Annotated in this window: 19 protein-coding genes; all 19 read left to right on the top strand. The window is 30.6% G+C overall.

The features are described from left to right. The first annotated feature begins 9 nt into the window (after positions 1-9). The 19 genes from ACFOWA_RS09070 to ACFOWA_RS08980 all read left to right on the top strand — a co-directional run bounded on the left by ACFOWA_RS09070 (position 10) and on the right by ACFOWA_RS08980 (position 18,323). Entirely contained in the window at positions 10-516 is a 507-nt protein-coding gene (locus tag ACFOWA_RS09070) for a UpxY family transcription antiterminator (RefSeq protein WP_378984270.1), read from the top strand. A gap of 158 nt (positions 517-674) precedes the next feature. After that, positions 675-2,465 carry an asparagine synthase (glutamine-hydrolyzing) gene (gene asnB / locus ACFOWA_RS09065; protein WP_378984267.1) on the top strand — a complete coding sequence of 597 codons (1,791 nt, stop codon included), beginning with the start codon at positions 675-677 and terminating at the stop codon, positions 2,463-2,465. Continuing rightward, positions 2,455-3,573 carry a glycosyltransferase family 4 protein gene (locus ACFOWA_RS09060; protein WP_378984264.1) on the top strand — a complete coding sequence of 373 codons (1,119 nt, stop codon included), beginning with the start codon at positions 2,455-2,457 and terminating at the stop codon, positions 3,571-3,573. The genes asnB and ACFOWA_RS09060 overlap by 11 nt, the downstream gene beginning before the upstream one ends. Before the next feature lie 3 nt (positions 3,574-3,576). After that, entirely contained in the window at positions 3,577-4,431 is an 855-nt protein-coding gene (locus tag ACFOWA_RS09055; protein ID WP_378984261.1) for an ABC transporter permease, read from the top strand. A gap of 95 nt (positions 4,432-4,526) precedes the next feature. Continuing rightward, positions 4,527-4,871 carry a four helix bundle protein gene (locus tag ACFOWA_RS09050; RefSeq protein ID WP_378984259.1) on the top strand — a complete coding sequence of 115 codons (345 nt, stop codon included), beginning with the start codon at positions 4,527-4,529 and terminating at the stop codon, positions 4,869-4,871. Between the two features lie 111 nt (positions 4,872-4,982). Continuing rightward, a complete protein-coding gene (locus ACFOWA_RS09045; RefSeq protein ID WP_378984256.1) occupies positions 4,983-6,242 on the top strand; it encodes an ABC transporter ATP-binding protein in 1,260 nt (419 codons plus the stop codon). Beyond that, complete coding sequence (locus ACFOWA_RS09040; protein ID WP_378984253.1) at positions 6,235-6,924, top strand: FkbM family methyltransferase; 690 nt, start codon at positions 6,235-6,237, stop codon at positions 6,922-6,924. The genes ACFOWA_RS09045 and ACFOWA_RS09040 overlap by 8 nt, the downstream gene beginning before the upstream one ends. A 180-nt stretch (positions 6,925-7,104) precedes the next feature. Beyond that, positions 7,105-8,040 carry a glycosyltransferase family 10 domain-containing protein gene (locus tag ACFOWA_RS09035; RefSeq protein WP_378984250.1) on the top strand — a complete coding sequence of 312 codons (936 nt, stop codon included), beginning with the start codon at positions 7,105-7,107 and terminating at the stop codon, positions 8,038-8,040. Beyond that, positions 8,037-8,939: a glycosyltransferase family 2 protein gene (locus tag ACFOWA_RS09030; RefSeq protein WP_378984247.1), complete on the top strand. Its 903-nt coding sequence runs from the start codon at positions 8,037-8,039 to the stop codon at positions 8,937-8,939. The genes ACFOWA_RS09035 and ACFOWA_RS09030 overlap by 4 nt, the downstream gene beginning before the upstream one ends. After that, positions 8,929-9,855 (top strand): glycosyltransferase, encoded by a 927-nt coding sequence (locus tag ACFOWA_RS09025; RefSeq protein WP_378984244.1) that lies wholly within the window; start codon positions 8,929-8,931, stop codon positions 9,853-9,855. The genes ACFOWA_RS09030 and ACFOWA_RS09025 overlap by 11 nt, the downstream gene beginning before the upstream one ends. Positions 9,856-9,859: 4 nt before the next feature. Further along, positions 9,860-10,762 (top strand): glycosyltransferase family 2 protein, encoded by a 903-nt coding sequence (locus ACFOWA_RS09020; protein ID WP_378984241.1) that lies wholly within the window; start codon positions 9,860-9,862, stop codon positions 10,760-10,762. 60 nt (positions 10,763-10,822) lie between these two features. Further along, positions 10,823-11,746, top strand: coding sequence for a glycosyltransferase family 2 protein (locus tag ACFOWA_RS09015; RefSeq protein WP_378984238.1), 924 nt, complete (start codon positions 10,823-10,825; stop codon positions 11,744-11,746). Then, positions 11,743-12,885, top strand: a complete 1,143-nt coding sequence (locus tag ACFOWA_RS09010) for a glycosyltransferase (protein WP_378984235.1) — start codon at positions 11,743-11,745, stop codon at positions 12,883-12,885. Before ACFOWA_RS09015 ends, ACFOWA_RS09010 begins: the two co-directional genes overlap by 4 nt. Before the next feature lie 150 nt (positions 12,886-13,035). Beyond that, positions 13,036-14,049 (top strand): glycosyltransferase family 4 protein, encoded by a 1,014-nt coding sequence (locus tag ACFOWA_RS09005; protein WP_378984233.1) that lies wholly within the window; start codon positions 13,036-13,038, stop codon positions 14,047-14,049. Between the two features lie 149 nt (positions 14,050-14,198). Continuing rightward, complete coding sequence (locus ACFOWA_RS09000) at positions 14,199-14,441, top strand: hypothetical protein (protein ID WP_378984231.1); 243 nt, start codon at positions 14,199-14,201, stop codon at positions 14,439-14,441. Positions 14,442-14,459: 18 nt separating this feature from the next. After that, entirely contained in the window at positions 14,460-14,912 is a 453-nt protein-coding gene (locus ACFOWA_RS08995) for a methyltransferase domain-containing protein (protein ID WP_378984229.1), read from the top strand. Next, the gene (locus ACFOWA_RS08990) at positions 14,891-16,132 is read left to right on the top strand and encodes a glycosyltransferase (protein WP_378984226.1); all 1,242 of its coding nucleotides are present in this window, start codon (positions 14,891-14,893) and stop codon (positions 16,130-16,132) included. Before ACFOWA_RS08995 ends, ACFOWA_RS08990 begins: the two co-directional genes overlap by 22 nt. 53 nt (positions 16,133-16,185) lie before the next feature. After that, positions 16,186-17,442, top strand: a complete 1,257-nt coding sequence (locus tag ACFOWA_RS08985) for a hypothetical protein (protein WP_378984225.1) — start codon at positions 16,186-16,188, stop codon at positions 17,440-17,442. Further along, positions 17,439-18,323 carry an FkbM family methyltransferase gene (locus ACFOWA_RS08980; protein ID WP_378984223.1) on the top strand — a complete coding sequence of 295 codons (885 nt, stop codon included), beginning with the start codon at positions 17,439-17,441 and terminating at the stop codon, positions 18,321-18,323. Before ACFOWA_RS08985 ends, ACFOWA_RS08980 begins: the two co-directional genes overlap by 4 nt. Positions 18,324-18,331 lie beyond the last annotated feature (8 nt).

Raw genomic sequence — 18,331 nt, 5'->3', positions numbered from 1 at the left:
TTTAAATTAATGATTGATAATAATTACAGATGGTATCCGGTTTATACGCGTTCGAGGGCTGAAAAAAAAGCCTATCAAGAACTAATGCGTAAAAATATTACTGCATATATTCCATTAAAAAAAGAGCTGAAGCAATGGAGCGATAGAAAGAAAATTGTTGAGGAACCCTTAATTAAATCGTATCTTTTCGTTTATATTTCAGCTAAAGAACATTCGGAAGTATTAATGACGAATGGCATTGCCAGATTCCTATATTTTTCAGGTCAAATTTCATCTATGCCTGAAAAACAAATTGAAAATTTAAAGTTATTGTTAGCTACCGATGCCGAATTGGAGGTTCTGAATTATAAAATCAATCCGGGTGAAAAAGTAATTATCAAAGCCGGTCCATTTAAAGATATGGTAGCAGAACTGGTTTCATTTCAAAATAAACAACGCATTATATTACGATTAGATAATATGGGCTTTGCGATACAAATTAATACTTCAATGGCTTTTATAGAGCCATTACATTAAACACTTTTATTAATGTGGTGATAAATTAACACATTAATAGCAAAAATATTTAAGCACTAATCGGTACGTTTTCAAATTAAAAATGTGACTGAAAGGGCGAAGCTGTGTAAAGTGGCAATCATTAACAACTCATATATTATAACCATAAACATCGATAAATGTGTCGCATAGCCGGAATTATCGATAAAAATAAAAGTTCGCTTCAGCTGGAAAATGATGTAAAAGCTATGTGTGATGTTATGAAACATGGAGGGCCAGATGATGAAGGCTTTTATACCAATGATTCAAAATCGCTTCACTTTGGTCACAGGCGACTTTCGATTATAGATTTAAGTCAAAATGGGCATCAACCGATGTTTTATGATGAAGGAAATTTGGTGATAACATTTAATGGTGAGATTTATAATTACCTGGAATTGAAAGAAGAATTGACACTACTAAATTTCAAATTTCGAACAAAAAGCGATACCGAAGTTATTCTGGCAGCTTACCAGGCTTGGGGGACAGCAAGTTTTGAAAAATTAAGTGGGATGTTTGCATTTGCATTGTACGATATGCAGAAAGAATTGAATTACCTTGTTAGAGATAAATCGGGAATAAAGCCTTTGTATTACTCAACCGCAACAGAAAACCTGGTATTTGCATCTGAAGTGAAAGCCTTCAAAAATATCTCATATTCTTATACAGAGAACCCCAATTGGAAGGTATATTTTTTAGCCTTTGGGCATTTACCCGAACCTACAACAACACTTAAAAATGTTTATGCATTGCCGAAGGGCAATTTTTTAGAATATGATTTGCAGACAAATATCTTCGAGATAAAGCCTTTCAACAATAAAAAGGTGAATTACCAAATTAATACATCAAAACAAGCGGAAGTATTGATTAAAGAATTGTTGCAGAAAGCAGTTAAAAAACATTTAATTGCCGATGCACCGATTGGCGTATTTTCAAGCGGAGGAATTGATAGCAGTATAATTAGTCTTTTAGCGGATAAATATGAAGGTGCATCTATAAATTCACTTTCGATAAATTTCGATGATGAAAAATTTTCAGAGAAACAATATCAAGACTTAATTAGCGCTAAAATAAAAGGAAAGCACTCTGAATATACCATCAACGAAGAAATATTTAGTCAGCATTTTCCAACAGCTTTACAGGCAATGGATCAGCCAACTACTGATGGCATCAATTCTTGGTTTATCAATTATTTCGCTAAAGAAAATGGATTAAAGGCTGTTTTATCAGGCATCGGTGCCGATGAACTTTTCGGTGGCTATCCATCTTTTAAGCGTATAAAAGTTGTAAATGCTTTATCAAAATTTCCTAAGTTTCTACTTAAATCTGGGAAATACTTTAACAGTTCGTCTTTAAAAAGAAGTTACTATTTAAGTTATAAAAATGGAGTAGGGAAATATCTGTTTTTAAGAGGTCTTTTTGCCCCACAAGAAATTGCTCATTTATTAAATTTATCTGTAAACCAAGTAGATAAAATTTTAAACAGCATCAAGGTAAACATTCCTAATCATTTAAAAGATGAAGAACAGGCATCTTGGCTAGAAACCAACCTTTACATGCAAAATCAGCTATTAAAAGATACTGATTTTATGAGCATGCAGCATGGTGTAGAAGTACGTGTACCATTTCTAGATAATGAAATTATTACTGCTATTGCCTTAATTGATAATAACATAAAGTATAAAGGCTTGCGCTCAAAAAGCCTTTTAATAGATGCCTTTAAGGACATATTACCGGAAAAAATTTGGAACAGAAATAAAATGGGCTTTACATTCCCATTTCAAAATTGGCTAAAGCATAATCAGTTTTTTTTAAATGGATTAAAGGCTTCTGAAAATCCTTACATCGATAAAGCAACTAATGATTTTAAAAATGGTAAGGTGCATTGGGCTAAAATGATGGCAGTCTATCAGGTATTAAATGCAAAATAACAGAATACTTTTTCTTACACTTTATACTTTTAGTTTAGCTGGTGGCATCGAAAAAGTTTGCAGAGCATTGATTAAAGTTTTTAATGAATTACTTGCACAAAATGAGGAGAATAATCTGTCGTTTAAAGCTTTCTCTATGTATGATAAAGATGTCGATTTAAGATATACTAACCCTGAAAATTATATTTTTTTTGAGGGCAAAAAATTCAATTTCGGGTTGAAAGCCATTAGTGAAGGCTTAAAATCTGATACCGTAATTCTGAGCCACATTAATCTCTTGGTTTTTGCCTGGGCAATCAAAAAATTTAAGCCTAAAATAAAAATAGTATTACTGGCTCACGGCATAGAAGTTTGGAAAAGCTTAGCACAATGGAAGGTTTCTTTCTTAAATCAGCCTGGACTTAAAATTTGGGCAGTAAGTCACTATACCGCAGAAAAACTGCAAAAAACGAATGGAATTTCATTAAAGCAAATTGAGGTTTTAAATAATTGCTTAGACCCCTTTTTTGATATCCCGAAAAATTTCGAAAAGCCTGCTCACCTATTGAAGTTTTATAATCTAAATCTAAATCAGCCAATTTTATTAAGCGTTTGCAGGCTATCATCAAGTGAGCAATACAAAGGTTATGATAAAGTTATTGCTGCAGTAAAATTATTAACTGATAAGTTTCCAGATATACATTTTATCTTGGCAGGTAACGGCGATGAAGCAGAACTAATTAGAGTGGAACAACTTATTAAAGAATCTGGAGTTGAAAAACATATAACTATAGCTGGTTATATTTCGGATGAGGAACTCACGAATCATTATTTACTTGCTGATATTTTCGTGATGCCAAGTACGAGTGAGGGATTTGGAATAGGTTTTATTGAAGCTGCAGCATGTGGTTGCGAATCTATCGCAGGAAATAGAGACGGAAGTAAGGATGCGCTACTAAATGGAAAACTCGGAATGCTAATAAACACTGATTCCATATCAGAATTAACAAATGCGATAGAACTTTCAATTCTTAAAAAACGCAAAGAACATTTAACTACTCAAGAGAATTGCTTAGCAAATTTCAGCTTTGAAATATATAAAAATAGGGTTTATAACTTACTTTCATAAAGGATGAGCTATCAAAACCATAACTGGACAATTGAATCTAAATCATCGCTTTTTGATTTAAAACTTAATGAGGTTTGGGCTTACAGAGATTTGTTATGGCTTTTGGTTCGTCGAGATTTTGTATCATTTTATAAACAAACCATACTTGGTCCGCTTTGGTTCTTTATTCAGCCGATTTTTACAACCATCATTTTTACATTCATATTTGGCAATTTAGCAGGCATATCTACCGATGGACTTCCAAAACCCTTATTTTACCTAGCAGGTATTACAGCCTGGAATTACTTTGCTGATTGCCTTACGAGAACATCATCCGTTTTTAAAGATAATGCAGCTATTTTTGGTAAGGTTTACTTCCCCCGTCTTATTATGCCCTTAAGCATTGTAATAAGTTGTTTGGTGCGTTTCGGGGTTCAAATGATTCTGTTTTTACTATGTATAGCTTACTATTATTTTATCAGCGCATCCTTTGAAATTACTTCGGCAATTGCTTTGTTTCCATTACTTATTTTACTAATGGCACTTTTAGGTTTAGGCAGTGGAATGATTATATCGGCAATGACTACCAAATACCGTGACTTAGCATTTTTAGTAACTTTTGGCGTACAGCTTTTAATGTATGCCACAACTGTTATTTATCCACTATCTGAAGCCATTAACAAATACCCTGAATATGCCTGGATTATCGAATATAACCCAATGACACCCATTATAGAAACATTTCGATATGGCTTTTTAGGCGAAGGAAGTTTTAGCTGTGGAAGTTTAGTTTATGCTTCTGCAGTTGTATTGATACTTTTAATTTTTGGTATTGTAATTTTTAATAAGGTAGAGCGAAATTTTGTGGATACGGTTTAAAACGTTTGTTGTCTTTCGTTTTTAGTTATGACACGATATGAATACATATTTGGATTCATAAATCACTTTTTTAATTTCTTATTAATATTCAAAATATGGAAAACAAATTAGAAGTATGGAAAAAAGCACATGAGCTTACATTAAACATATATTTGGTTACAAAGGAATTTCCATTAGATGAAAGATTTGGATTGATATCTCAAATTAGAAGAAGTGCGGCAAGTGTTCCAACAAATATTATCGAAGGTCAGGCTAGACAATTTAGTAAAGAATTCAAGCAATTTCTCTTTATAGCAAAAGGATCGTTAGCAGAAACACATTATCACTTATTTTTAGCAAAAAGTTTATCTTATCTAAATGAAGAGACCTATTTGTTAATTGATGCGCAAATTACAAGCATAAAAATGATGTTGGCTAAATTGATTAAATCTTTAAATTAAACATCTTTCTATTCAATTAATAAGTATACTCCCAACTTTTAAATAACTATTATAATAAAGTGTAGTTATTCATAGCTGAACGAAAAACGAATAACGAATAACAAAAAACTAATGCCCACCGCTATAAAAGTAGAAAACCTAAGTAAAGCCTATCAATTAGGGCAGATTGGAACGGGCACAATTGGTCGAGATTTGGAAAGATGGTACGCTAATATTCGTGGCAAGGAAGATCCCTTTTTAAAAATTGGTGAAACAAATAATCAAAACACTAAGAGTGAAAGCAATATTGTTTGGAGTTTGAAAGACATCAATTTTGAAATAGAACAAGGCGATGCAGTTGGCATTATAGGCAGAAATGGTGCAGGTAAAAGCACACTGCTAAAAATTTTAAGCCGGGTAACCGCCCCTACCACCGGAAAAATATCAGGCAGAGGCAGAATAGCAAGTCTTCTAGAAGTAGGAACCGGCTTTCACCCAGAATTATCAGGAAGAGAAAACATTTTTTTGAATGGCGCAATTCTCGGAATGCGCAAAAAGGAAATCCAGCGAAAATTAGAGGAAATTGTAAATTTCGCGGGCATAGAACGTTATCTAGACACTCCCGTAAAACGCTACTCATCAGGAATGTATGTTCGTTTAGCCTTTGCTGTTGCCGCACATTTAGAAAGCGAAATTTTAATTGTTGATGAAGTTTTAGCCGTTGGCGATGCCGAATTTCAAAAGAAGTGCTTGGGAAAAATGAGTGATGTAAGCAAAGGCGAAGGGCGCACGGTTTTATTTGTTAGCCATAATATGGATGCCATATTAAAATTGTGCGGAACTGGAATATTATTGCATAATGGAATTATCTGCGGCAAAGGAAATATAGTTAATGTTTGCGACCAATACATGACACAAGGTGTAGCAGGATTTATTACGCATAAAGTAACTAAGTACGTTTTAAGTGGTGAACTACATGTGAATTATTTCTCGGTTAATAGAAACATTTATAGTCAGTTTGAAGATATTGAGTTTGAATTAGAACTCGAATCAAGCAGTAAAAATCAATTCGACTGTATAGCTATAATTATATACAACGAACAGGAAAGCAGAGTTTCAGTTTTGGATCTTAGAACAAATCAATTGCTGGAAGAATCAAAAATATCTCAGAAAATTAGCATAAATGGAATATGCAATTCAATTGGCCTATTACCCGGATTTTATAAAATGGGCCTAGCGCTGGGCTCTGAAATTTGTACCGGGGATTATCTCAACATTATTGGGTTTGAAGTAAAGAAAAATAGCAAATCCAACACATCATTTATTGAATTTCCAAAAAATGTAATTGGAAATTTAGCCATTGATTTTAGTTTTAAAACAGATTATGCGTAAAAAGTATTATAGCCAATCAGGCCAAGATGAATATCTTAATAAGGAAATTTTCAAAAATAAAACCAAGGGCTTTTTTTTAGATATTGGAGCCAATGATGGTGTAACATTTAGTAACACCTATTTTTTTGAAAAAAACTTAGACTGGAAAGGAATATCTATTGAACCTTTAAGCTCTAGTTTTGAGAAATTAGCGTTAAACAGAAAATCTCTAAATATACATGGCTGTGTAGCAGATTTTAATGGAGAAGGTATATTCTATGAAATAACAGGCTATGCAGAAATGTTAAGCGGATTGAAATCAAAATATGATTCTCGTCATTTAAAAAGAATTGAGAATGAACTTGAAGAGCATGGCGGTACACTAAATGAAATAAATGTACAATGTTATATTTTAAATGAAATTTTAGAAAATAATTCTGTTAAGAAAGTTGACTACCTAAGCATTGATATTGAAGGAGGAGAACTTGATGTTTTAAAAACAATTGATTTTAATAATATTGACATCCATGCAATTTCTGTTGAAAATAACTACGGCGATTTAAGTATTTGTAGGCTTATGAAAAAAAACGGATTTAAAAAAGTTAAAAATCTGGGTGGTGACGAAATCTATATAAAAAGAAGGTCAGGACTTTTTGGGAAAATAAGAGATTTTATGTTTTTCAATTTTGGTTTTCCTTATTAATGTCAAAACTCCCTATATCTGCTATTGTAGTTGGTTTAAATGAAGCAGCTTATTAAAAAATCTCCTCCTAAATTTGATAATTTTAAAAGACTAATGGGCATACCATCACACCTTAAATTATATCTCAGTAATGAATGGAAAAGAATCTAGCAAAAGATATTACCATTCGTACTATTTGGCATGAATAATAAAAAACACATTAAAATATTATTTGTGGATTTTTGGGATGGTTTTATTCCAGAATCTTCATATTTCTATGAATTACTTTTAAAAAACTACCACGTATCTATTTCAACAAAACCTGATTTATTATTTTATTCCGTATTTGGAAATTGCCATAGAGAATACAACTGTACAAAAATTTTGTTTATTGGAGAAAATCAGAGACCAGATTTTTCTCAGTGTGATTTCTCATTCAGTTTTGATTATATTAATGATGATAGAAACTATAGACTTCCCCTTTATGCCATTTATGATGATGTAAAGAAATTAATTGGTACTAAACATGACATTAAAAAAATTCTTGAATTAAAAAAGAAATTTTGTTGTTTTTTAGTTTCAAATCCTGGTTGTGAAATTAGAAATCAATTTTTTAAAGACCTTTCCAAATTTAAAAAAGTCGACTCAGGTGGTCTTTTGTATAATAATATTGGAGGTTCTATCGAAAACAAGAGAAAATTTATTAAAGAGTATAAATTTGTCATCTCATTTGAAAATACAAGTTACCCAGGATATGTAACCGAAAAAATTTTCGAACCATTATTAGAAAATTGTGTTCCAATTTACTGGGGTACTGAACTAGTAAATAGAGATTTCAATACTAAAAGGTTTATTAATTGCCATGATTTTGATAATTTTAATGATGTCATAAATCATATATTATTAGTTGATGCCAATGATGATCTATATGTGAAATATTTAAATGAGCCTGCTTTTGTAAATGATGAGCTCAATGAATTTGTTAGAGAGGAGAACGTAATTCTATTTCTACAAAATATCATTAATTACACATACCAAAGATCCATTCCAAAATATATTAAACAATCGAACAGGGTGTTATATTTTCAATTAAGACGTTTTATTGGTACTGTGAAAAGAAAAATTCTTAGAAAATGATAACCTATGCTGAAATAAGCATAATTATCTGCGTTTATAACGAAGAGTGCTTTCTTAAAGCTTTACGTTCAATAAAGAATAACTACTGTTATAATAAAATAGAAGTTATAATTATAAATGATTGCTCACACAATCCAATAACAAACCGACTTCTACATTGGTTACAAAAAAAAACTAAAGTTATAATTAAGCGCACAGATAAAAACATTGGTTTATCTGGAGCAAGAAATTTAGGAATTTCTATTGCAACATCTCCTTACATAATACCCCTAGATGCTGATGATATATTACCTCCCTATGCTGTAGATTTGATATTAAAAACATTTAAGTCACAGATAAATGTTGATTTTATTTACGGAGATTATTTAAAAAATGACGTAGAAAAAAACACACATATTCATGTATCTAATGCGGTCATATCAACACAATCAAGTTTGAACATATTTGCATTATTAAATAATTGGACATTACTTGGATCCAGTCCTTTTAAAAAAGAAACTTGGTTTAGAATAAAAGGTTATTCCTTAGAATATTCAAATAACGTACAAGATGTAGATTTTTGGCTAAAAGCATTAAAAAACGGCATGAAAGGTTTTTATGTTAATAAAATTCTCTACATATGGAATATCTCCGAAAAGGGAATGAACTCAACATATAACAGAAAATATAATTATTATCTACTACAAGATCATTTAGAATTCTATAGCCTATATTACAACAAAAACATTTTAATCAATAAGATTGTAAATGGTCTGTATAGCAATCATGAATTTTTAGAGCTGATAAAATTTTACATGCAACACTTTTGGAGCGTAAAACTAATAAATCACTTAAAAGTAGTATATATTCCAGTTTTAATTATAAAATCTCTAAAATATAATAAGTCCATTGTTAAATAAAGGAATATCTATAATTATTTGTTGTTATAATAGTGCAACAAGATTACCTAAAACTATACAACATTTAGCAGAATTACAGCTAAATTCAAGTTTATCAGTAGAGGTAATCATTGTAGATAACGCATCTACAGATGATACATCTATAAAAGCCACAATAGAACTAGTTAAATACAATTTAGAATATAAAATAATAAAAGAACCAAAACCAGGATTAAATAATGCAAGAAAAAAAGGCGCAATAATAGCTAAGAACAAATGGTTACTATTTTGTGATGATGATAATTGGCTTGACAAAAACTACATACTTAACTTTATTCAAAATCTTCACGCATATCCAAATTTGAAAGTAATTGGTTGTGGTATTAGCGAAGCTGTATATGAACAACAACCAGCAAAATGGTTCTATAATTACAAACACTTATGTGCAATCTTCGATCTAAACAATGAGAATAAACAAGTAAATATTTCAAAATCGGAGAAAGATACTTGTTGGGTATGCGGTGCAGGAATTTTTATAGACAAAAGTGCACTTATGGCTTACTTTGAGGAAGAAAATTTAATACTTTTTGGCAGAACAGGTAATGATTTAATGTCAGGAGAAGATGTTGATATTTTAAAATTTATGATCAAAAAAAAACATGAGGTTGGTCAATTCACCAATTTACAACTTAAACATTATATTCCAAAGCATAGAATTTCAAGAAATTATATCCTGCGATTATCTAGAGCAATGACATTTTCGAGTGAAATATTAGTATTTAAAAGCAAAAATCTTATAATAAAACCTAATATTTTAACACTTTTTAAAATATCGATTAGAAGAATATGGGAATTAAATTGGTTCGAAACGATAAAAGCATATTATGATTTCAGAGGTAGGATTGACGCTTTTAAGTACTTAAAGAATATTAAATAATCCTGTGTGTAAAGAGCCTAAAATTTCTATCATTACTCCGAGTTATAATCAAGGCAATTATTTAGAAGAAACAATTCTATCTGTTATAAACCAGAATTATCCAAACCTTGAATATATTGTTATTGATGGTGGGAGTACAGATAATTCCATAGACATTATTAAAAAATATCAAGATAAAATAAAATATTGGATAAGTGAGAAAGATGGAGGTCAAAGCGAGGCAATAAATAAAGGATTTAAAATTGCTACGGGTGAAATTATAGCATGGATCAATTCGGATGATATGTATGGTAAGAACACTTTTATTGAAGTTGCAAATGCCTATTCATCTTTGAATTCTACAGAACAAAATACATTTTGGATAATAGGTGATTGTCAAGCATTTGGCAGTTTAAGTTGGAAATTTCAAGCAATGGAATTTTCGACAAACAACTTAATAGAGTTTTGGAAAAACAATATTGGACAACCGTCAGTTTTTTGGAGAGCCAATTTAATTGCTAATCCAATTTTGAATGAGGAACTACATTATTCAATGGATCTTGATTTATGGCTAAGACTCAGCAGAATCAGTAAACCCATTATTTTAAAAAAGATTCTATCATTTGCTAGATACTATTCAGAAACAAAGACTGCAACTGGTCAGCATAAGAGGTATAGAGAAATACTTAATGTACTACTTGAAAATAATAGAATAGAGAACGGTTTTACTGAAAAATACATAATCCAAAACTTAAAAAAAAACTTCTACTCCACGTATTATCATTCAACGATTATTTCATCACTTAATGATTTTAGACTTCAATCACTAAAGCATTGGAAGCCAACATTTACTGAACGATTAAGAATCTCTTTAAAGATTATCTTTATCACTTTGAAATATATATTTGGAGTGGGTAATTTTAAGTAAATTAAAAAATGATAGGTTTTAATTAGAATTATTCAAACTCAAATCAATTATAAAAAAACTTTGATTTCCATCATTATTCCAGCTTACAACGCTGAGCAAACTATTGTTCAAACCCTAGATTCAGTTTATAACTCAACCTATACTGAATTTGAAGTTATTGTGATTAATGACGGTTCAACAGATGATACTTTATTGCTACTAGAACAATATCCAAAACCAATTAAAATATATTCTACTGAAAACAAAGGCGTTAGTAACGCGAGGAATTTAGGATTTGATATTTCAATTGGAGATTACATTCAGTATTTAGATGCTGATGATTTATTGCTACCAGATAAGCTTAATGTTCAGGTAAAAGCTTTGAAAGAAAATAATACAGGTGTAGCTTATGGAGACTGGCAAAAATTTCATATTGAAAAGAATGAAATTATCATTACAGAAACCATAACCCGCGAAATCGAAGGCGACTTAGAAATTTCCATCTTTACTGATTTTTGGTGCCCACCTGCCGCCATTCTATACTCAAGAAAAGTATGTGAAAAATTGAGCTGGAATGAAAGCTTGCCAATTATACAAGATGCCAGATATTTTTTAGATGCTGCGATTATGAAATTTACTTTTTTATATACGCCGGGTATAATGGCTTTGTATCGCAGTGCTCAACCTAATTCTTTATCTAAAAAAAGCGATTTACTTTTTCTATCTGATATTTATGGAAACACAAAAGAAGTGTATCAAATATGGAAAAATGATTTTGAACAGGAACCTGGTAAAAAAATAGCCATCACAAAATCGCTAAGGCATTGCATACATAGATTGAGTGTTGTAAATAAAAAATTAGCAAATGAAGCTATAGAATTATTACTCTCAATAGAGCCAACTTACATACCAAAAGAGAAAGGTTTACTAAGATCATTTTCTAAAATTATTGGTTATAAAAACGCTGAAGATTTAGCTGCATTGAAAAGGAAATATATAGCATGAAAATAGCGCTCGTAACAGCCTATTTCTACCCTAAAAGTACTGGCGGAACCGAGAAATATGTTCTGAATTTAGCTAAAAACTTAATTTCAAATCTTAACGAAGTTCACATTATAACTGTCGGCAATTGTGAATCTAATTTATATGAAAATATTAAAGTTTACTATGTTGCTGATGAATTAAACAATGACCATGATATCATATCGGGTAAAAAACCATCTAATAATTTAAAGGAGTTTAGCGAGCTGTTGATACAAAATAATTATGATTTGGTTCATTTCCACACATTAACGCCAGCATTTAATATTTTTCACTTTCAAGCTGCAAAAGAATTAAATGCAGAAATCCATTTCACCGCTCATGTTCCTGGGATAACTTGCCTACATGGCGATTTGATGAAATTCGGTAAGGAACCTTGTGATGGAGTAATCATAACCAAAAGATGTTTAGCCTGCTATATAAGTAAAAAAGGAATAAATGAAGCTTTGAGTAAATGCATTGCTGAAACAGCCATTGCTGCTGGCTTTCCTAAGCAGCTGGTTTCGGCAGTTGATACAAAAAAGCAAATATTAACCTCTCTTAATAAATTATGCGATAAAATATTTCTTTTTAAAAATTGGCAAAAAGAGGTTTTTCTCATTAATGGTTTCGATTTTAATAAGTTATTTCTAACAGGCCAGTTATTTGATAAAGAATTAATTCCTCGAAAACAAAGCAAAAAAGCGATAAATAATATAGGTTTTGTCGGTAGAATCAGCTACGAAAAGGGATTACATATTCTAATTGATGTTTTTAATTTAGCCAATAGGAAAGATTTAAAGTTACATATTGCAGGCATAGTTAATGATATAAAATACTATAATAAGGTAAGAAGAATATCATCCAAAAACCCAAATATCTATTGGGAAATTAATTTATCGGAAGCGCAAATTAATGAGTTTTACAAAAAAATAGATTTGTTAGTTATCCCTTCGATTACCTATGAAACTGGTCCATTTGTTTTATATGAAGCTTTGGAAAGAAATATTGCTGTTTTAGCAAACGAACTCGGAGACATGAAACTTTGGAAAGATAAAGGATTTGAGATAGGGTTATATAAAAATGCAAATCAACTAAGGGATTGTATAATTGATCTTAACTAAATTTAAAAGGTGCGCAAGTTAAAAAAAGTTAGCATTAGCTGCCCAACAAAATTCCATTCCGATTACATGGCTAATCAATTGAACCACTATTCTTTACTGCACAAAGTTTTTACTAGCCATCCAAAAAATAAATACCTCAACCGTGTGGCTTTGCCGATTAGTAAAATTTTATGTTTCACACCTATTTTTATACTTCCATTTCTTACAAATAAATTAAATCTATTAAACAGGCTAACTGCATATTTAAATGAAAGATTACCAATATTATTTGATAAATGGGTAAGTAAGAAAGTTAAAGATGAGGATATAGTTTTAGTATGGGCATGGGCTGGATTAAGCACAATAAAGGCAGCTAAAAAAAGGGGTAAAGTTGCAATTTTAGAGGAGTGTGGCTCTTGTAATAGGCATCAAAATGAAATACTTGCAGAAGAATATGATAGATTACAGCTTCGCTTCGAGAAGCCAAATTCAAAATTTATAATTGACAGAGAATTAAAGGAGGCGGAAATGGCCGACTATATTTTATGTCCATCTGAATACGTTGCCAAATCATTTATTAAATACGGCCTAAATAGAGATAAAATTAAGGTAATTCCCTATGGCGTTAATCTAGAAATATTTAAGCCAACTCCATGCATTAAAAGCGACTTTACGATAATATTTGTAGGTTCAATAGGTGTAAGAAAAGGGTTAATATATTTATTTAAGGCACTAGAAATACTCAAGTTTAAATACCCTATTAATTGTTTAATAATTGGTACGGTTGATTCTGAATTCAAAGAAATCTTTAACCTATACAAACATTTAATTTATCATATTAAATCTGTTAATCACAAAGAGTTAATTCACTATTACAATTCAGCTTCAGTTTTTATATTACCAAGTTTAGATGAAGGCATGGCTTACGTCCAATTAGAGGCCATGGCATGTGGCTTACCTGTAATTTGCACTCCAAACTCCGGTTGTGAATCTATTATAACGAATGGTATCGAAGGTTTTATAATACCAATTAAAGATTCAAATGAACTTGTTAAGAATGTAGAAAAATTATATTTAGATAAAGATTTGTTAAATATGATGGGTAAAAATGCATACCTAAAAGCACAGTCTTTCAGTTGGAATGCATACGGCAAAAAACTAGTTGATTTCTTAAACCGTGTATGATATCAATTAACAAATTAATTTATTTTACTTCATCTTGTTTTAAGTTTTTCACCAAAAGAATTTGTACCTATTGTGGGAGTACAAGCTATTTATTAATCGATCGAAAGTATTTGGTAACTACCCTTCTGAAGTGTAACAATTGTAATTTAATGTTTAGGCATCCTAGCGATGGCAAAAAATTCAATCATAATTTTTATAATAAATACTACAGTCAAAATGGAATTACAACCGACTTACCTTCTAATGATGAATTAAAATCATTTCTAGAACAGAAATTTACTGATACAAACCGAAATATAGACCAAATAAAACAAATATTAGAATCTATTAATGGACCCATTAACAATAAAAGTATTTTAGATTATGGCTGTAGTTGGGGATATACTACATGACAATTTAAAGACATAGGCATGCTCGCTACTGGTTTTGAAATTGGAAAAGAAAGAGCCGAATTTGGAATCAGGAACCTTAACCTACAGATATTTACTAAAAGTGAAGATATAACTGGTCAACCTTTCAACTTTATATTCTCATCTCATGTAATAGAGCATTTACCCGACATCAAAATGTTTATAAATTTATGCTTTAAACTTCTTGATAAAAATGGGTTTTTAATTTTACTTTCACCAAACGGTTCAAACGACTTCAAGAAAGCAAACCCACAAAATTTTCATCTGTTTTGGGGACAAGTACACCCAAACATGATATCAGCAGATTTTTATTCAACAATTTTTAAGCATTATCCATATTTTATAAGTTCTAGTCCATATAATATAAGGCAACTAAATAGTTGGAATCAAACCGAAAAAATAATTTCACTTACCGGTGGTGAAGAGCTTTTATGTATAGTGAAAAAAAAATAAAAAAAGTTTGTTTTATTACTCCTGGGCATATAAGCACCAACCCCAGGTTAGTAAAAGAAGCAATAACTCTATTAAAAAATGGTTTTTCTGTTCATATAATTTTTACTCAGTACGTTAAAAAATTAATTATTGAAGATTATTACTTTTTAAATTCAAACCCAACAATAAGATATAACGCCCTAGATTGGACTGATAGAAATATAAAATCATACTTAACTAAATTAGCCTCCGGATTTATTAATAAGATAAGCCAAAGAATACACTCTAAATTTAACCTCTCTGCTTTACAAATTTTGGCAATCAATAGAAATTATTATTGGCAATTAAAGAAAGCTATAAGTTTAAATGCTGACATCTATATTGCTCATAATTTAGGTGCATTACCAATTGCTATTTTAGCGGCAAAAAAGAAAAATAAAAAATCTGGCTTTGATGCAGAGGATTTTCACAGATATGAGGAAACAGATGATAAGACTGATTTAAAAGTGAAACTCAAAGTTAGTATCGAGGAAACTTACATGCCTCAAGCCGATTATGTTTCCGCAGCAAGTCCATTAATTGCTGATTATTATCAAAAAAATTTAGGCATAAACGTTACTTGCATCTTAAATGTATTTCCAAAAAGACAATTAACTCCAAATTGTAAAAATGATATACCGTTAAAATTATTCTGGTTTTCACAAACGGTTGGTCCTGAGAGAGGTATAGAAACTATTATAGATGCTTTATGCATTTTAAAAGATTACGACATAGAGTTAAACTTATTAGGTGAAGTAAATCCTGTGTATGAAGACAAACTCAAAAATATATTAGGAAAGTCTAGCGAAGATACTAAGCGAATAAAATTCTATAAGATGATTTCGCCAGACTTAATATTCGATTTTGGACAAGCATTCGATATTGGTATGTGTTCAGAAACTGGTTTTTCAACCAATAATAACATTGCATTAAGTAACAAAATTTTCACATATATGCAATGCAGTTTAGCCATAGTTGCTAGTGACACATTAGCACAAAAATGTTTACTAGAAGAGCATCCACATTTAGGGTTTTTATATAAAAAGAACGATGCAGAATCACTTGCAAATGTTTTGTCAAATTTTATTAATAATAGGGATGAGTTGGTGAATGCAAAGAATTGGTCATATAGATATGCTCAGCAAAAATTTAATTGGGAAAATGAGGAAGAAAAATTTTTAAATGTTATTAGATCCCTGTAGAAATAAAAACCTCCTATATCAATGGGTTAGAAGATTTTAATCGTATTAATTATTTGAAACGCGTTCTCATCATCTCGCCATACTTTGCTCCTGTAAATGCTGCAGACATGCATCGAGTTAGAATGAGTTTACCTTATTTTAAGAAATTTGGCTGGGAGGCTGAGGTAGTTTGTGTAAATGAAAAATACGTAGACCTTGACATGGAACCAATGTTTATGCAAAATATTTCCTCTAAAATTTTGATACATCGGATAAAAGCATTCCCAAAATACTTCACCATCAAATTTGGCTTGGGTAGCGTAGCATTAAGAAGTTTGTGGTACTACAAAACGAAAGTTAACCAATTGCTTGCAGAGAAAAAATATGACTTAGTTTACTTTTCAACAACACAATTTCCTGTTTGCATATTAGGTAACTATTGGAAGAAAAAATTTAATATCCCTTACGTAATTGACTTTCAAGACCCATGGCACACGGAATATTATCAAGACAAACCAAAAAATCAAAGACCAAAAAAATACTGGCTATCATACAGGTTAAATAAATATTTAGAGCCAATTGCATTAAAAAATGTTAGTGGCTTAATATCGGTTTCAAAGAATTACATCAATGATATTAACTTAAGATATCCAAAATTAAAAAACCTACCACATCAAATCATTCCTTTTAGTGCAGAATACAAAGATTTCGAGGTTGCCTTAAAGAGTAAATTTCGGTGCTTATTAAACAATAATAAAAAGATAAAAATATTGTATGCTGGTGTTGTTGGTTCTATAATGATAGATAGTATAAGTAAGATACTATTGGCTTTTAAAGCCCTTCCGATGGAAATTCAAGATAGAACAGAATTATATTTTTTAGGAACAAGCTACGCTCCAAAAGGTACTGGAATACAATCAGTTCTACCCATTGCAAACTTATTTAAATTAGCAAATTCGATTGTTGAAATTACTGATAGATTAAGCTTCTATAATACATTAAATCATTTAAAAATAAGTGATGGTTTAGTGATTATTGGTTCAGATGATTTGAGTTACATACCATCAAAAATTTATACATATCTGCTAGCAAATAAACCGATATTTTCTTTACTAAAACAAAATAGCGAAGGAAATAACATGCTTAGAAATTACACTTCCATATATCAATCCAATATAGAGGATGATCAAACATCTATAAACCAATCATTCCTCCTTTATGTTAATTCTATAATCGAAAAAAAAGATGCTGTAATCAAAAATAAAATAAGGTTCACACCAGAAATTATGACTAAACAACAAACTGAAGTATTTAATTCTGCTATAGGTTGATTGCAATAAAAAGAACATTAGGATTTATAAATAACCATCCGTTAGCAAAAAAACATTTATTGCTTGCCTATTTTAACTTGGTAAAATGGCAAATCAATTCAAGAATATATAAAGGATTAATAAAAGTTCCTTTCGTAAATGATGTTTCCTTTTATGCCAGGAAAAGGTTAACTGGTATTACCGGAAACATTTACACAGGTTTGCACGAATTTAATGATATGGGGTTTGTACTCCATTTTTTAAAAGAAGGAGATGTTTTTTACGATGTTGGTGCAAATGTTGGCTCATATACATTACTTGCATCTGGAGTAACGAAAGCAACAACTTTAGCATTCGAGCCAATTAATTCTACATTTGAAATTTTAAGCAAAAATATTGAGTTAAATGAACTCTCTAATTTAGTTGAACTTGTAAATAAAGGTGTTGGTAAAACGGCGGAAATTCTTTTATTTTCTACAACTGATGACACAACAAACCACGTAATTATTGAGGAAGAGAACATTGATGGCCAAGGCATTGAAGTAATTAATTTAGATTATTTTGAGGATAAATACAGCCCAGCGTTAATAAAAATTGATGTTGAAGGTTATGAATTAGAAGTTCTTGATGGAGCAAATAAAACACTTATTAACCCCGAACTAAAAGCAATAATCATTGAGATTATTGGGGGTTCAAATTTGTATGGACATGACATGGATAGCATTCATAAAAAATTGATTTCTTTTAATTTTAAGCCCTATTCATACAATCCTTTTACAAGAGTTTTGGAGCCCGCCCTTCCCTACATTGAATCTAATACAATTTACATAAGAGATATTGATTTTGTAACAAAAAGAGTTTCATCTGCTAAATCTTTTTATGTTTTTAAAGAGTACGTTTAATAGTTAAC

Origin of the sequence: Pedobacter lithocola, assembly GCF_042650845.1 — a bacterium.
Lineage (GTDB): Bacteria > Bacteroidota > Bacteroidia > Sphingobacteriales > Sphingobacteriaceae > Pedobacter > Pedobacter lithocola.
The sequence above is the reverse complement of the archived record's forward strand: the minus strand, read 5'-3'. Positions and strand labels throughout refer to the sequence as shown.

Coding starts and splice junctions, on each gene's coding strand:
- ACFOWA_RS09010 (WP_378984235.1), top strand. CDS start 11,743: ATGAAAATAGCGCTCGTAACAGCCTATTTCTACCCTAAAAGTACTGGC.
- ACFOWA_RS09040 (WP_378984253.1), top strand. CDS start 6,235: ATGCGTAAAAAGTATTATAGCCAATCAGGCCAAGATGAATATCTTAAT.
- ACFOWA_RS09055 (WP_378984261.1), top strand. CDS start 3,577: ATGAGCTATCAAAACCATAACTGGACAATTGAATCTAAATCATCGCTT.
- ACFOWA_RS09050 (WP_378984259.1), top strand. CDS start 4,527: ATGGAAAACAAATTAGAAGTATGGAAAAAAGCACATGAGCTTACATTA.
- asnB (WP_378984267.1), top strand. CDS start 675: ATGTGTCGCATAGCCGGAATTATCGATAAAAATAAAAGTTCGCTTCAG.
- ACFOWA_RS09060 (WP_378984264.1), top strand. CDS start 2,455: ATGCAAAATAACAGAATACTTTTTCTTACACTTTATACTTTTAGTTTA.
- ACFOWA_RS09035 (WP_378984250.1), top strand. CDS start 7,105: ATGAATAATAAAAAACACATTAAAATATTATTTGTGGATTTTTGGGAT.
- ACFOWA_RS09000 (WP_378984231.1), top strand. CDS start 14,199: ATGTTTAGGCATCCTAGCGATGGCAAAAAATTCAATCATAATTTTTAT.
- ACFOWA_RS08995 (WP_378984229.1), top strand. CDS start 14,460: ATGCTCGCTACTGGTTTTGAAATTGGAAAAGAAAGAGCCGAATTTGGA.
- ACFOWA_RS09030 (WP_378984247.1), top strand. CDS start 8,037: ATGATAACCTATGCTGAAATAAGCATAATTATCTGCGTTTATAACGAA.
- ACFOWA_RS09070 (WP_378984270.1), top strand. CDS start 10: ATGATTGATAATAATTACAGATGGTATCCGGTTTATACGCGTTCGAGG.
- ACFOWA_RS08990 (WP_378984226.1), top strand. CDS start 14,891: ATGTATAGTGAAAAAAAAATAAAAAAAGTTTGTTTTATTACTCCTGGG.
- ACFOWA_RS09045 (WP_378984256.1), top strand. CDS start 4,983: ATGCCCACCGCTATAAAAGTAGAAAACCTAAGTAAAGCCTATCAATTA.